General features: G+C 50.6%; 12 protein-coding genes and 1 pseudogene. 8 read left to right on the top strand and 5 right to left on the bottom strand.

Annotated elements, in window-relative coordinates:
* Nucleotides 1-80 precede the first annotated feature (80 nt).
* Nucleotides 81-275: a lysylphosphatidylglycerol synthase domain-containing protein gene (locus tag SynSYN20_RS14625; RefSeq protein WP_186524341.1), complete on the bottom strand. Its 195-nt coding sequence runs from the start codon at nucleotides 273-275 to the stop codon at nucleotides 81-83.
* Between the two features lie 311 nt (nucleotides 276-586).
* On the opposite strand from SynSYN20_RS14625, the gene SynSYN20_RS00795 reads away from it, so the two are divergent.
* The 5 genes and pseudogenes from SynSYN20_RS00795 to SynSYN20_RS00815 form a co-directional block, all read left to right on the top strand.
* The gene (locus SynSYN20_RS00795; protein WP_186524342.1) at nucleotides 587-2,254 is read left to right on the top strand and encodes a hypothetical protein; all 1,668 of its coding nucleotides are present in this window, start codon (nucleotides 587-589) and stop codon (nucleotides 2,252-2,254) included.
* A gap of 3 nt (nucleotides 2,255-2,257) precedes the next feature.
* The gene (locus SynSYN20_RS00800) at nucleotides 2,258-3,418 is read left to right on the top strand and encodes a glycosyltransferase family 2 protein (RefSeq protein ID WP_186524343.1); all 1,161 of its coding nucleotides are present in this window, start codon (nucleotides 2,258-2,260) and stop codon (nucleotides 3,416-3,418) included.
* Nucleotides 3,419-3,799: 381 nt separating this feature from the next.
* Nucleotides 3,800-4,138, top strand: a complete 339-nt coding sequence (locus SynSYN20_RS00805) for a hypothetical protein (protein ID WP_186524344.1) — start codon at nucleotides 3,800-3,802, stop codon at nucleotides 4,136-4,138.
* Nucleotides 4,138-4,803 carry a class I SAM-dependent methyltransferase gene (locus SynSYN20_RS00810; RefSeq protein ID WP_186524345.1) on the top strand — a complete coding sequence of 222 codons (666 nt, stop codon included), beginning with the start codon at nucleotides 4,138-4,140 and terminating at the stop codon, nucleotides 4,801-4,803. Before SynSYN20_RS00805 ends, SynSYN20_RS00810 begins: the two co-directional genes overlap by 1 nt.
* 186 nt (nucleotides 4,804-4,989) lie before the next feature.
* Nucleotides 4,990-5,501, top strand: a pseudogene (locus SynSYN20_RS00815) (phosphomethylpyrimidine synthase ThiC); the annotation flags it as partial.
* Between the two features lie 245 nt (nucleotides 5,502-5,746).
* Here SynSYN20_RS00815 and tkt read toward each other — a convergent pair.
* Genes tkt through acpP form a run of 3 tightly spaced genes read right to left on the bottom strand, consistent with a single transcriptional unit; the run spans nucleotide 5,747 to nucleotide 9,300 of the window.
* Entirely contained in the window at nucleotides 5,747-7,756 is a 2,010-nt protein-coding gene (gene tkt / locus SynSYN20_RS00820; RefSeq protein ID WP_186524346.1) for a transketolase, read from the bottom strand.
* Nucleotides 7,757-7,801: 45 nt separating this feature from the next.
* The gene (fabF, locus tag SynSYN20_RS00825) at nucleotides 7,802-9,049 is read right to left on the bottom strand and encodes a beta-ketoacyl-ACP synthase II (RefSeq protein ID WP_186524347.1); all 1,248 of its coding nucleotides are present in this window, start codon (nucleotides 9,047-9,049) and stop codon (nucleotides 7,802-7,804) included.
* An 8-nt stretch (nucleotides 9,050-9,057) separates the two neighbouring features.
* Nucleotides 9,058-9,300: an acyl carrier protein gene (gene acpP / locus SynSYN20_RS00830; RefSeq protein ID WP_186525353.1), complete on the bottom strand. Its 243-nt coding sequence runs from the start codon at nucleotides 9,298-9,300 to the stop codon at nucleotides 9,058-9,060.
* Nucleotides 9,301-9,449: 149 nt separating this feature from the next.
* Here acpP and psaC point away from each other — a divergent pair, with 149 nt between their 5' ends.
* Both psaC and glmS read left to right on the top strand, forming a co-directional pair.
* Nucleotides 9,450-9,695 (top strand): photosystem I iron-sulfur center protein PsaC, encoded by a 246-nt coding sequence (gene psaC, locus SynSYN20_RS00835; protein ID WP_007099573.1) that lies wholly within the window; start codon nucleotides 9,450-9,452, stop codon nucleotides 9,693-9,695.
* Nucleotides 9,696-9,746: 51 nt separating this feature from the next.
* On the top strand, nucleotides 9,747-11,633 hold the full coding sequence (gene glmS, locus SynSYN20_RS00840; protein WP_186524348.1) for a glutamine--fructose-6-phosphate transaminase (isomerizing): 1,887 nt from the start codon (nucleotides 9,747-9,749) through the stop codon (nucleotides 11,631-11,633).
* Nucleotides 11,634-11,663: 30 nt separating this feature from the next.
* Here glmS and SynSYN20_RS00845 read toward each other — a convergent pair whose 3' ends face one another.
* The gene (locus tag SynSYN20_RS00845) at nucleotides 11,664-13,115 is read right to left on the bottom strand and encodes a mannose-1-phosphate guanylyltransferase/mannose-6-phosphate isomerase (RefSeq protein ID WP_186524349.1); all 1,452 of its coding nucleotides are present in this window, start codon (nucleotides 13,113-13,115) and stop codon (nucleotides 11,664-11,666) included.
* 297 nt (nucleotides 13,116-13,412) lie between these two features.
* Between SynSYN20_RS00845 and SynSYN20_RS00850 the strand changes: the two genes are divergently transcribed.
* Nucleotides 13,413-14,357 carry a UDP-glucuronic acid decarboxylase family protein gene (locus tag SynSYN20_RS00850; protein WP_186524350.1) on the top strand — a complete coding sequence of 315 codons (945 nt, stop codon included), beginning with the start codon at nucleotides 13,413-13,415 and terminating at the stop codon, nucleotides 14,355-14,357.
* The last annotated feature ends 12 nt before the right edge of the window (nucleotides 14,358-14,369 follow it).

Genomic DNA, 14,369 nt, shown 5'->3' on the forward strand with positions numbered 1-14,369 from the left:
AAGAAATAAGAGCATGCAATATTCTTTGATCATTCAGACTTGCTTTTCTTGATTTTCCCGGCCTTGTTGGCCGTAAACTTCTATTCACTTGAAGATATCGGAAGAAAGTTCGATATTCCGGCGAAAGCGGTAATACTCCAAATGGTAAAAATCCTTCTCAAAATTGCAATCGGAAGGCCGATTTCAACTGGCACGCCAAATCGTTGTAATAAGAGCGTCGTAGCTGCTTCGTTGACACCTACTCCTCCGGGAACGTTTAGTGGATGAAGCTTCAATCAATTGGCGCTTAAGTGGTAAATAGTTGATGTAAATCATCTTAGAATTTTAATACATTCATTAATGTTATTCAACTGTAGGCGGGATTGGGCGCGTGAATTTTATTTTTGAGACCTCTCTGATGATTCTATAAACTTATGCATTTTGTTTGGAAATATTTTCGCTCATTTATTCCTCAGGATTTCCTGTTTAACATGCATTTGTTTTTGTTCTGCGTAAGACATCTATTATTAAATCAGGGCAAGTAATTATTTGTATGTACACTCCTGGATGGTCCACTATGGTAAAGTGTTAATAATGCATAAAATCAATGAATTCTAAGCGTATATGGCTGTTTGGTTGTTTGCTTATAATTTCGTTCTATATTTTCTCTCTTTACGGACTGCCTACAGAAGTACCCTCATCAGGGCATGATGATGATTTATTTATCTCTCATGCATTATCTATAGGGCGTGGAAATTGGCTTGATTCAAATTATGATCAACTTACTCTTATCAAAGGACCATATCATTCAGTTCAAATGTGGATCTTTTCTATTTTTAGAATGCCGCCACTTTTCGGCCTTCGAGTATTTTATTCTATAGTTTGTGTAATTTTTTGTACCACTTGCCTAAAAAAATTATCAAGCTGGCTGAAATGTCTTGCTCTTACTTGTTTGTTGTTTGACCCCTTGCTTCTTGGAACAGGACCTGGTTGGCGTTTACTTAGAGAGGTTTCATATATTCCCATTGAGCTAATAGCTGTAACTGCAGGCATCTGTTCAATTGATATCTTAAAAAGTTTTGACTACAATCTCAAACAAGTTGAAAAAAAATATGCTTTAATAATATGTCTGATAATTACTTATTTTAGCCTAGGCCTGTTAATGATTACAAGAGAAGCTCGCTTTGTTGTCGTTGCCACAGCTCTATATTTCTCTATCCATGTATTTTGTCGTGTTTTTATTTCGACCCGATATTTTAATTCAAAGTTTTTAATTAGACTTTTGCCAATTGTTATAGCCTGTTTTGTGTCAATAAATGGGCCTGTATTTATAGTTAAATTAATTAATCAATCTCATTATGGGTTGTATATATCGAATGAATTTGAAGAGGGTAGTTTCAAATCATTTTATCAGAATCTCTCATCTGTAAAAAAATTAGGTAGCTCTCAAAAGCAGTATGTACCCATAGATCAAGAATCAATAGATTTAATTAGATCCGTAGCTAATGATAATGACCTTTCTAATGTTCTTTCAAATCTAGATGATCTTGTTTGGAAAACACCTGGATGCAATATTAACCAAGATTTGTGTGGAGAATATGCTGGAGGTTGGTTCATGTGGGCGTTACGGCAGTCAATGTTCTCTACTTTCCAGATAGATACTCCCGAACAATTTCAAGATTTGACTAGAAAACTAAACAAACAAATTATTGAAGTGTGTGATCAAAACAAAAATATCCTATCATGCGTTCAATCTTCATATGGATATCTCCCCTATCCTGAAAGGTGGGCGAATGATGGTCGCCCTTTCGTTAATTTTCTCAAGACATCCGTCAGTCATTTTCAGTATTTAATTTCTCCAGCTAATAATTTTGCTTATGGACAAATAACTCATATGTCTAAAAACGCAAAAGAGCTGGGAGTAAGTCTGGCGGAGTTTAGTCCGAAGAAGCTTTCTGATTTTGCTGATAAGATTTCTAGGTTGAATTGGGTTGGCCGACTATTGCGCAACGTACTTATCACGTCCTTTGCTTTTGTGATTATAAGATTGCTAATAATTGATGCGCGATCAATTCTACTTCTATTTGAACCATCTTTGGCCTTTATAGGAATCTTAGGTCTTCTTACTTTCATTGTTCTTGTCTTGGTACATATCACAAGTTTCCCTTCCCGCGGTTACTTGAATATTGTATCACCACTTATTACCGTATATATTTGGAGGTTTTATGATATATTGGTTTATAGGTCAAATCCTTCGAGGTCTACGGCTAATTAATTTATGACAACAATTAAACCACCCCAAAACATTGTTTTATCTTTTGTTGTACCATGCTTAAACGAATCATTGTGTCTTGAAGGGGTTTTAATTGATTGTCATCATGGTGGAGATTTAGCCGAAGTTCCATATGAAGTTATTGTCGCAGATAATGGAAGTACAGATGGATCACAGTCGATAGCTTTGGAAAATGGTGCTCGCTTAATCGAAGTGGCCGAACGAGGTTATGGTGCTGCTTTATTAGCTGGAATTCAATCAGCCCAAGGTCAATACGTAATAATGGGTGACGCTGATCGTACTTACAACTTTAAGGATGCCTCTTTGTTCTTAGAGCAATTGGCGTTAGGTGCAGATTTGGTTATGGGTAACCGCTTTTTAGGGCGTATTGAAGCAGGTGCTATGCCTTTTATGCACCGTTGGGTTGGCAATCCTGTACTAAGCGGATTTGGTAGGTTGCTGTTTGGCATATCAGTTGGAGATTTTCATTGTGGATTAAGAGCTTTTAAAAAAGAAGCAATTGATTTGCTTTTTTTAAAATCTAGTGGGATGGAGTTTGCATCAGAAATGGTGATTAAAGCCTCTTTGCGTGATCTGAAGCTTGTAGAAGTTCCCACGTCACTCAGTCTTGATCATCCAGAACGAACTCCTCATTTGCGGACATGGAGAGATGGTTGGAGGCATTTGAAATTCATGCTTTCATTCAGTCCAAAGTATTCCTTCTTGTTATTTGCTTGTTTTCTGTTTTTAGTCTCAGTAATCTCGCTATTAAGTTTTGCTTCTGATTTAAGTCCTGCAAATGGGCCAAATACACTAATCGTGTCTATTTTTGCTCTTTTCAGCGGCCTTTTTGTTTTTTCCGATTATTTAACTACTCGTGCTATGTTTGCTGAAACTTATGGAAGGCCAAGCATATTCGCCTCGTGGATGCGCAAATATGTTCTTCGTGGTGCAAAAGGAGTTGATACTATCTATCAGGTTTCGGCAATTAGCTTTTTAGTTGGTTTGATTGTCTTTACTTTTTCTTTTGCTTCATTTTTTAATTCGAACCCTTCATCTAGGATAGAAAATGTTATGACGTATTTAGTTTGTTTCGCTTGGTCTGCATCGCTTGCTTGCTATTTGACTGCAGCTAAAATATCAACAATACGTTCATTGCGTAGTTAGAAGCGGCAGCATCGACGATTGATTGTTAATTTTTTATTTGATCGTTAGCATTTAGTTTATTTATTTATTTGTTTTTTTTAATAGTCTTTCTTTTGAGCTCTCTTGAATACTTGATACAGTTTTTGGTAGTACTTGGATTGAGGGGGCAACCTTGTTACGACCTGTAAAGTTAATATAGGAATTCACGTCTCCCTCCCATTGATCCTGTATGATTTCAAATGGATGTAATCAATGATTGTAGATATGCGCCCAAATCGAAAAATATTTTGGACCTCTATTTGACTCGAAGCGCTTTATTTTTCTGGAACGGTATTTATTTGCTTGCAATGAAGGTTTTCTAAAATGAATACAATGTTTTTCTTGCTGGCTTATTCTTCATTGATGTCGATTGGCCAGCTATTATTTAAAAAAGCTTCTCTTGTGGTTTTTGTGAATCCTTCTGGAGCCACTATCAAACATGTTCTGTTCTTGAGATTAGTCTCGAATCCTTCGTTTGTAGCGGCTTGCATTATTTATGCCCTCGCTACTGTAATGTGGACTTTCGCATTATCAAAAATAAATCTATCTTATGGTTACCCTGTCGTAATTTCGCTCTCTATGTTGTTGACAGTTGGAATTGGAATATTTGAATTTTCCGAAAAGATTACCTACCCAGCTTTCGCAGGAATCATTTTAATAGTGTTTGGCGTCTCTCTTTTAGCCGTTTCTTCTTCAAGCTAATGCAAAAGACTTCAGGATATATTGCGCCTCGTGTTTTGGGCTTTGCAGAAAAATTAGCGCTTCATGTAAGAAAGTCGATTTATAAATCTACTATTGCTGCTATTGCCTTGGATAGATCTTTGAAAGTATTAGATGTTGGAGTTACAAGTGATATGAGTAGTGACTCAAATTTCTTTGAAAAGATGTATCCTTATCCTGGCCGAATTGTGGCTGTAGGCATGGAAGATGCTCGCTTTTTGGAAGAACTATATCCAGGTTTAAAGTTTGTTTGTGCTGACGCTTGTAGTCTTCCTTTCTTGGATGATTCTTTTGATATTGCTTTTTGTTCAGCTGTTATCGAGCACGTAGGATCGAGGCAAAGACAAGAGCAGCTTATTCTAGAGTTGGCTCGAGTCAGTAAAATCTCTGTTATCACAACCCCTAATCGATGGTTCCCTATAGAATTTCATACACTTACGTTCATGATCCATTGGCTTCCGCAGTCTTGGTTTAGAAGATTTTTAAGAATGACGGGTAGAAGATTTTTCTCGACAGAGAAAAATCTTAATTTACTCACTGACCTAAGCATGAAGCATATGCTTGCTGGCAATAAATTAATCTATAAATGCCATCATCATAAATTAATTGGATTAACTAGCAACTTAGTTTATGTCATAAATAAATAAAATATTGAATATTATGTATTGCCAAGGTAAATACGGTTGAAAGTGATATTTATATTGGCAACGGGCTTCTGGGCGTAAGCCACTTTTAGTGAAATTTGTGCACGTATTGGCTGCGACTGCTTTTGTCCATTGACTCGATAGATGCGAGGAATCAATATTGCTCTTTCAGCAAAGAATTGCTTACTTTTGGAAGAGTGCAATGAGGCGCCCTTCTTTCTATGTACTTGGCCCGTTGGTGACAGATATCGCTTCTGGCTACGACCACATCGCCTCTGCGATTGGTGCGGAGATGGCCGGTTGGCATGGCACCGCGATGCTTTGCTACGTGACGCCTAAAGAGCACTTGGGTCTTCCCAATGCAGAGGATGTGCGCCTACAAGATTGCTGCCCATGCCGCTGATATCGCCCGTCATCGCCCAGGGGCGAGGGATCGCGATGATGAGCTCAGCCGGGCTCGTTATGCCTTCGACTGGAACAAGCAATTTGAGTTGTCTTTAGACCCCGAGCGGGCGAAGGAATATCACGACGAAACCCTGCCAGCAGACATCTACAAGCAAGCCGAGTTCTGCTCGATGTGCGGGCCGAAGCACTGCCCGATGCAAACCAAGATCACCGATGAGGATTTGGCAGGACTGGAGCAAGTGCTCAAGACTCAGGGTGCCGCGGAATTGGTTGGCGTGAAGCAGGACAAGCTGTGAGCTTTGGCCTCAAGGGCCTGCGGCCTTGAGGATCACTCTTTAAACCCTGGTGTCATCGCCGGGGTTTTTTTGTTGGCTTGGCTTGAAGCTGCATCTCTTTTTTGGGTGCGTGCCCATGGGTTTGTTGCCCCATGGCGTGGATGCCATTTGGGTGGGTGGTGGTGAACCAAGTCAAATAAAAAGCCCTCCTTGGGGAGGGCTTGAAAAGGAATGCTCTTGTCTGGTGCGAAATAGGTCGCTAACGATCAGCCCAGCAGCGCCTTTGACTTGGCAACGACGTTCTCGACGGTGAAACCAAACTTCTCCATACAAGTGCCCCCTGGAGCCGATGCCCCGAAGCGATGCATGGTGACGCTGTCACCATCCAGTCCGATGAAGCGGTGCCAACCAAATGTTTCAGCGGCCTCCACCACGATCCGCTTGCGAACGGCGTTGGGAAGAACTTCCTCTTTGTAAGCATCGCTTTGCTCGTCGTAGAGCTCAACGCATGGCATCGAGACCACACGCACTTTTTTGCCTTCTGATGTCAGCTGTTTTGCGGCTTGGACGCAGAGGTCAAGTTCGGTGCCTGTACCGATCAAAATTAGATCGGGGGTGCCAGCACAGTCTTCAAGGACGTAACCGCCAAAAGCGACCTTTTCGATCGAAGAGTTGGCCTGATTCGCCATTCCCTGGCGGCTGAGGCACATCGCGCTGGGGCGGTTGCGATTCTGGATCGCAATTTTGTAGGCACCACTGGTTTCGTTGCCGTCACCAGGACGGAACACCAGCATCCCTGGCATCGCGCGCAGTGAGGGTATGGTTTCGATCGGCTGGTGGGTGGGGCCGTCTTCACCGACGCCGATGGAATCGTGGGTGAGCACGTAAATCACACCAAGCATGCTCAGGGCCGATAAGCGCATGGAACCGCGCATGTAATCGGCAAACACCAGGAAGGTGCCGCCGTAGGGGATCAAGCCGCTGTTGTGATAAGCGATGCCATTGAGGACGGCCGCCATCGCGTGCTCGCGCACACCGAAGTGCAGGTAACGCTTCTCAGGGGTTTCGGGCTGGTAGGAGCCGGTTTCTCCGGCGATGTCGGTGTAGTTGGAGTGGGTGAGGTCAGCGGAGCCGCCGATCAATTCGGGGATTGTGGCTCCCAGGGCTCCGAGACAAATCTGAGAGTGCTTGCGAGTGGCCAGACCTTTGTCGTCTGCGGTGTAAGTGGGCAGGTTCTTGTCCCAGCCCTGGGGAAGCTCGCCGCGCAGCATGCGCTCGAATTCAGCGGCTTCTGTGGGGTACTTGCTGCGGTAGTTCGCCAAAGCTTGATTCCACTCGGCTTCCTGCGAAGCGCCGCGTTCTACGGCTTGGCGGTACTGGTCGTAGGCCTCTTGAGGAATTTCGAATGGGCCATGGGTCCAGCCCAGCTGTTTGCGGGTGAGCTCAGCTTCCTCTTCTCCTAAGGGGGCGCCATGGACACCAGCCGTATCACTCTTGTTGGGTGAGCCGTAGCCGATGGTGGTGGTCACCTTGATGATCGAAGGCTTATCCGTGACGGCCTTTGCAGCTTCGATCGCCTTGGCGATGGCGTTCACATCGGTGTCGCCGTCGGCCACGTGTTGGACGTGCCAGCCATAGGCCTCGTAACGCTTGAGAACGTCCTCGGTGAACGAGACATCCGTTCGTCCATCGATGGTGATGTGATTGTCGTCATAGAGGGCAATCAATTTGCCCAACTTGAGGTGGCCGGCCAGGGAGGCAGCTTCTGAAGCCACGCCCTCCTGATTGCAGCCATCACCCATGATCACGTAGGTGAAGTGGTCCACAACTTTGGCGTCAGCCTTGTTGAATTTGGCGCCTAGGTGGGATTCGGCGATCGCCAGGCCCACTGCATTCGAGATGCCTGCGCCAAGGGGGCCGGTGGTGACTTCAATCCCAGGGGTTTCAAATGTTTCCGGGTGGCCTGGCGTTTTCGAGCCCCACTGACGGAATTGTTTGATGTCGTCGATCGTCACCGAGTCGTACCCGGTGAGGTGCAGGAGGGCGTACTGGAGCATGCAGCCATGCCCGGCTGACAGCACAAACCGATCGCGGTTAAACCACTTGGGGTTTTTGGGGTTGTGCTTTAGAAACTTGTCCCACAACGCATACCCCATCGGTGCGCAGCCCATGGGCAAACCGGGGTGACCGCTATTGGATTTATTGACGGCATCAACGGCCAGCATGCGGATGCTGTTGACGCAGAGCGTGTCGAGAGAAGCGGTTGCGGCGGCCATGGAGTGAAGAGGGAGGAGGTGTTGGGGATTGGACTGAGCTTGGACTTAGCTCATGCGTCGGAAGGCGAGGCAGACGTTGTGACCGCCGAAGCCGAAGGAATTGGACAGCACTGTTCCCAGTGTTAGTTCACGAGCCGTGTTCGGCACAACATCCAGATCACATTCGGGGTCCGGATTGTTGTAGTTGATGGTGGGTGGCACCACACCGTTGCGCAGTGCGAGCACACAGGCCACAGCTTCGATGCCGCCTGAGCCCCCGAGCAGGTGGCCCGTCATCGATTTCGTTGAGCTCACCGGAATGTCGTTGGCACGACTGCCAAGAGCACTTTTAATTGCGGAGGTTTCGTTGCTGTCGTTGGCTGGAGTGCTGGTGCCATGGGCGTTGACGTAGTCCACGCTCTCAGCTGCGATTCCGCCATCCTCGAGGGCGAGGCGCATCGCAGCAGCGCCACCGACGCCGCCTGGGGTTGGAGAGGTGATGTGGTGGGCATCGCAGGTGGTGCCGTAGCCCACGATTTCGGCCAAAATCGTGGCACCTCGGGCTTCAGCGTGGGCAAGGGTTTCAAGGACCAAAATCCCTGATCCTTCTCCGATCACGAATCCATCCCTGGTTTTGTCGAATGGTCGACTCGCCGTGGAGGGATCGTCGTTGCGGAACGAGAGCGCCTTGGCACTGGCGAATCCGGCAACCCCCAGGGGCGTGATCGCTGATTCGGCGCCGCCGCAAATCATGGCGTCGGCTTTACCCAGCTGCAGAAGCTGGAAGGCATCACCGATGGCATTGGAGCCGGCGGCACAGGCGGTGGCTACAGCGGAGCTAGGCCCCTTGGCGCCCAGGGCGATCGCGGCCAGCCCAGTAGCCATATTCGGGATCATCATCGGCACCGTGAACGGGCTGACGCGACCCGGGGCCTTGTCTTTCAAGACATGGGCCTGGGTTTCCATGGTGAGCAGCCCGCCCACACCCGATCCGATGCTCACGCCAATGCGATGGGCATTGTCTGGGGTGATCGTGAGGCCCGAGTCGGCGAGAGCTTGCTTGGCAGCCACCACGCCGAACTTGCAGAAGCGATCCCAGCGTTTGGCATCTTTGGGCTCAATGAAGCCACTGGGATCAAAATTCTTGACTTCAGCAGCGAAGCGACAGGCGTGCTGCGCTGCATCAAACAAGGTGATCGCTTCGACGCCGTTCTTTGCGGAGGTCAAGCCCTCCCAATAGTCAGCGACGGTATTGCCGATCGGTGTAACAGCACCGAGGCCCGTGACCACGACGCGCTGGAGACCCTCCACCATGCAGATCCTCAGGCTTGCTTGTCTTCGATGAATTTGACGGCATCGCCAACCGTGGCAATACCTTCGGCGGCTTCATCGGGAATTTCGATGTCGAAGGCTTCCTCAAGAGCCATCACCAACTCGACGGTATCGAGTGAGTCAGCTCCCAGATCGTTCTGAAAGTTGGACTCAGGTTTGACTTCGCCGGCATCGACGCTGAGCTGCTCCGTAACGATCGAACGGACTTTTTCGAGGATCGATTCCTGGGACATGGCCGTGCAGACGTGACGCCGCATCTTACGGGCTTGGCCCATGCTCCATCTCGTGGCGTTAACAACGGTGACGGCAGGCCGGCGTGAATGACTCATTGGCACCGGCGACGGGTACCTTGACTTCAAGTCATCCGCATCGGAACGGGCACATGTCCCACGCCGTCAAGATCTACGACACCTGCATCGGTTGCACGCAATGTGTGCGCGCTTGTCCCCTAGACGTCCTCGAAATGGTGCCTTGGGACGGCTGCAAGGCGGGCCAAATTGCCTCATCACCGCGCACAGAGGATTGCGTGGGCTGTAAGCGTTGCGAAACCGCCTGCCCCACAGACTTCCTCAGCATCCGTGTTTATCTCGGGGACGAAACCAGTCGAAGCATGGGCTTGGCCTACTGAATTTGGTTCAATACCCATACGATCAGCCCGGCTAAGCCGGGTTTTTTTTATATGTGCGGCATCGTTGCGGTGATTGGTTCGCGAGACGCGGCACCGCTGCTGCTTGAAGGCCTCCGTCAGTTGGAGTACCGCGGCTACGACTCCGCGGGCATCGCCACGTTGGAGGGGAAGGATTTGCATTGCCTTCGCGCCAAAGGCAAGCTCAACAACCTCAGCGTGCGTGTGGACAGTGAGGGTGCGCCAGGGCTTTGCGGGATCGGCCATACCCGCTGGGCGACCCATGGCAAGCCGGAGGAGCACAACGCCCACCCCCATCGTGATGGCAGCGGCAGGGTTGCGGTGGTTCAGAACGGGATTATCGAAAACCACCGGGCTTTGAGAGAGGAGCTCACTGCCGCTGGTGTGCGCTTTCAGTCGGAAACCGACACCGAGGTGATTCCCCATCTGATTGCAGCTCAGTTGCAGTTGATGGGGGTAAGCGAAGGAGCTGGAAACGGCCAAATTCTTCTAGAAGCCGTGCAGGCCGTGTTGCCCAGGCTGCAAGGGGCTTATGCCTTGGCGGTGTTGTGGGCCGATGCACCCGGTGCCCTGGTGGTGGCACGCAAAGCGGCACCGCTGCTGATTGGGCTTGGGGAAGGGGAGTTCCTCTGTGCCAGTGATACGCCAGCTTTGGCGGGTTTCACGCGCACGATTCTTCCAATGGAAGACGGCGAGGTGGCGCTGCTGAGTCCACTGGGGATCGAGCTCTACGACGCGGAGGGAGCGCGGCAACAGCGCACTCCAACCATGCTCAGTGGTTCGGATCACATTGCCGACAAGCGCCATTTCCGCCACTTCATGTTGAAGGAAATCCACGAGCAGCCCGAAACGGCGCGGCTCTGGGTGGACCGGCATCTGCCGGTGGGGTTGCCCGCAAGCAATCCGGTGGCGCTTCCGTTTGAGGAGTCGTTCTATGAAGGGGTGGAGCGCATCCAAATTTTGGCCTGTGGCACCAGTCGTCACGCGGCTTTGGTGGGGGCGTACCTGCTTGAGCAATTCGCGGGACTCCCCACCTCGGTGTTTTATGCCAGTGAGTTTCGTTATGCCCCACCTCCGCTGGCGCCCCACACCCTCACGATTGGGGTGACGCAGTCTGGAGAAACGGCCGACACGCTGGCGGCGCTCAGCATGGATGCCAAGCGTCGCCAGGCCTATGGCCAGGCCGATTACGCACCAAAGCAGCTAGGGGTGACCAATCGCACCGAGAGTTCCTTAGCCCGGCAGGTGCCCTACATCCTTGATATCGGTGCAGGGATCGAGGTTGGGGTGGCAGCCACCAAAACCTTCCTTGGACAGTTGTTGGCTTTTTATGGCTTGGCGGTTGCCTTTGCTGCCAGGCGGGGGCATCGCTCAGACGCTGAAATCAAAGCTTTGCTCGAAGAACTGCGGGCTTTGCCGGAGCAGCTGGAGAGCCTGGTGGAGCATCATGACAAGGGATCAGAAGCCTTGGCGCCGCGCTTTGCTGAAACCCAAGATGTGATTTTCTTAGGACGTGGGATTAATTATCCGATTGCCTTGGAGGGAGCCCTCAAGCTCAAGGAAATCAGTTACATCCATGCCGAGGGCTATCCAGCTGGAGAAATGAAGCATGGACCGATCGCCCTGCTTGATTCCCACGTGCCGGTGGTCTCGATTGCCATGCCTGGCCCCGTGTTTGAGAAGGTGTTGAGCAATGCCCAGGAGGCCAAGGCCCGTGATGCGCAAATGATTGGTGTTGCCCCTGAAGGCCCAGATACCGAGTTATTTGATTCGCTCTTGCCCGTGCCGGAAGTGAGCGAGTGGGTGAGCCCCCTGCTCACCGTGGTGCCGATGCAGCTACTGAGTTATCACATTGCGGCCTATCGCGGCTTGGATGTGGATCAGCCACGCAATTTGGCGAAGAGCGTGACAGTTGAATGATGTAGCGGGTGGCGTGCGGCTGGAGGTCAATCAGTCGGCGCTTTGAAGATCGCCTCTGCCGTAGCGATCTTCAAAGCGCACGATGTCGTCTTCTCCAAGGTATTCACCGCTCTGCACCTCGATCATTTCCACGGGGATCCTCCCGGGGTTACTGAGCCGGTGCTTGCAACCCAAAGGGATGTAGGTGCTTTGGTTTTCGCCGATCAGTTGCTGTTCTCCATCCCGTTCAACCAGTGCAGTTCCGTGTACAACGACCCAATGTTCAGCTCTGTGATGGTGCATCTGCAGCGAGAGGCTGGCGCCGGGTTTCACGGAAATCCTCTTCACTTGCCAGCGCGTTCCTTCCACCACTCCGGTGTAGGCACCCCAAGGGCGATAAATCTTGCGATGGGCTTTGCCCTCTGGGCTGCCCTCAGCTTCTAGCTGCTTCACCACCGTTTTCACATTTTGGGCTTGGCTGCGATCAGCGATCAGCACGGCGTCATCGGTTTCCACAACCACCAGGTTTTCCACGCCAAGGCCCACCACCAGCCTGTGTTCGCTGCGTAGATAACAGTTTTTGCTGCCTTCGCTGATCACCCGGCCACGCAACACATTGCCGTTTTCATCACGATCGGCCGTATCCCAGAGGGCGCTCCAGCTGCCCACATCACTCCAGCCGGCATCAAGGGGAAGGACAGAGCCGAGCTCGGTTTTCTCCATCACCGCCACATCAATGGCCACGTTGGGGCACTTGGCGAAGGCCTTCCTCTCCAAGCGGAGAAAATCCATATCGGCAACGTCTTGCTCTAGGGCTGCGCGGCAGCAGCTCACTACTTCGGGCGTGAGACGCTCCAGCTCAGCCAGCATGGCGCTGGCTTTAAACAAAAACATGCCGCTGTTCCAGGTGAAGCGCCCACTCACAAGAAATTGTTCGGCGGTTGCCTGATCGGGCTTTTCCACAAAGCGGGCGATTGGCACCGGCGTTAATGCCCCAGGCACGAGCGGTTCGGCGGCTTCGATGTAGCCATAACCGGTTTCAGGGGCTGTTGGCACAATTCCAAAGGTCACGAGCCGGCCTGCTTCTGCTTCTGCTCGGCCAGAGGCAATGGCGGTTTGAAAGTGCCTCCCATCGCGAATCACGTGGTCTGCGGCAAGCACGAGCAGGAGGGGGTCTTCGCCTTGGGCTGTTGCTTGCAGGGCAGCCACGGCCACAGCCGGAGCCGTGTTGCGTCCCATCGGTTCGAGCAGGATTGCGCCTGGTTTTACATCGATCTGACGCATCTGTTCGGCCACGATGAAGCGATGATCCTCGTTGCAGATCAGCAGCGGGTCGCCAAGCGCTTCAAGTCCTGCTAATCGCTTCTGGGTTTGCTGCAACAGGGTGTCGTCGCCATCGCCGCCGAGCGGCCAATATTGTTTGGGATAACTGGCCCTTGAGAGAGGCCAGAGGCGTGTTCCCGTGCCGCCGCAGAGAATGACAGGGATCAGCGGGGTGGTCACCAGGGCGCAGCTATCGATATCTGTCAGTCTCGCGCAACCTGGGAATGGGATTCAAGGGGGACTTAGACATCGGCCATGGATGTGGCGTAACGTCGAAATCGATGTGGTGCTCGACGGGGCTCCGAACCGATCCGCGTTGCAAGCTAAGTAAACAGCTGAGACGCCTCTTAGCTTCGACGGGTCGAGCCGGAGTCGTGGTTATCGGATGATTGAGAATCCCGTTGTATGTGAACTTGCGGTTCGCTTCACTTAGCGCTTCCCTGCTGCAACTTCTGATCTCCAAATTCTGACCATTTCATGCCCGCATCCCTCACCCGCAATCTGATTACCGGTGGTGCTGGTTTTCTGGGATCCCATCTTTGCGATCGCCTGATGGAAGCCGGAGAAGAGGTGATTTGTTTGGACAATTACTTCACGGGCCGAAAGCAGAATATTGCGCAGTGGATTGGCAACCCCCGCTTTGAGCTGATCCGCCATGACGTGACCGAGCCGATCAAGCTGGAGGTAGACCGGATCTGGCATCTGGCTTGCCCGGCCTCACCAGTGCACTACCAGTTCAATCCGGTTAAGACAGCGAAGACCAGTTTTATTGGTACTTACAACATGCTCGGATTGGCTCGGCGGGTGGGGGCTCGGTTGCTGCTGGCAAGTACCAGTGAGGTGTATGGCGATCCAGAGGTGCATCCCCAGCCCGAGAGTTATCGGGGTTGCGTGAATACGATTGGCATCCGCAGCTGCTACGACGAAGGCAAGCGCATCGCTGAAACGCTCTGCTTCGATTACCAGCGCATGCATGACCTGGAGATCCGGGTGATGCGAATTTTCAACACCTATGGCCCGCGCATGCTGCCTGATGACGGCCGGGTGGTGAGCAATTTCATTGTGCAGGCGCTCAAGGGTGAGCCTCTAACACTGTATGGCGATGGAAGTCAGACCAGGAGCTTCTGTTTTGTGGATGATCTGATTGAAGGGATGATTCGCCTGATGAATGGAGATCACGCCGGGCCAATCAACATCGGTAACCCCACCGAGTTCACGATCCGTCAGCTGGCTGAGCTGGTGCGAGAGAAGATCAATCCAAAGTTGGAGTTGATCTGCAAACCTTTACCGCAAGATGATCCATTGCAACGTCAGCCAGTGATTGATCTTGCCCAGAAAGAGTTGAGATGGAAACCTACGGTGAAACTTGAGCAAGGCCTTGATCCCACGATTGCTTATTTCAAGGAATTGCTCAATGCATGAATCCTACGAATT

Source organism: Synechococcus sp. SYN20 (assembly GCF_014279555.1).
Classification (GTDB): domain Bacteria; phylum Cyanobacteriota; class Cyanobacteriia; order PCC-6307; family Cyanobiaceae; genus Synechococcus_C.

Bases quoted from the DNA above. Each gene is read 5' to 3' on its own strand.
- SynSYN20_RS00795 (WP_186524342.1), top strand. From the start codon at position 587: ATGAATTCTAAGCGTATATGGCTGTTTGGTTGTTTGCTTATAATTTCG.
- SynSYN20_RS00800 (WP_186524343.1), top strand. From the start codon at position 2,258: ATGACAACAATTAAACCACCCCAAAACATTGTTTTATCTTTTGTTGTA.
- SynSYN20_RS00805 (WP_186524344.1), top strand. From the start codon at position 3,800: ATGTCGATTGGCCAGCTATTATTTAAAAAAGCTTCTCTTGTGGTTTTT.
- SynSYN20_RS00810 (WP_186524345.1), top strand. From the start codon at position 4,138: ATGCAAAAGACTTCAGGATATATTGCGCCTCGTGTTTTGGGCTTTGCA.
- tkt (WP_186524346.1), bottom strand. From the start codon at position 7,756: ATGGCCGCCGCAACCGCTTCTCTCGACACGCTCTGCGTCAACAGCATC.
- fabF (WP_186524347.1), bottom strand. From the start codon at position 9,049: ATGGTGGAGGGTCTCCAGCGCGTCGTGGTCACGGGCCTCGGTGCTGTT.
- acpP (WP_186525353.1), bottom strand. From the start codon at position 9,300: ATGTCCCAGGAATCGATCCTCGAAAAAGTCCGTTCGATCGTTACGGAG.
- psaC (WP_007099573.1), top strand. From the start codon at position 9,450: ATGTCCCACGCCGTCAAGATCTACGACACCTGCATCGGTTGCACGCAA.
- glmS (WP_186524348.1), top strand. From the start codon at position 9,747: ATGTGCGGCATCGTTGCGGTGATTGGTTCGCGAGACGCGGCACCGCTG.
- SynSYN20_RS00850 (WP_186524350.1), top strand. From the start codon at position 13,413: ATGCCCGCATCCCTCACCCGCAATCTGATTACCGGTGGTGCTGGTTTT.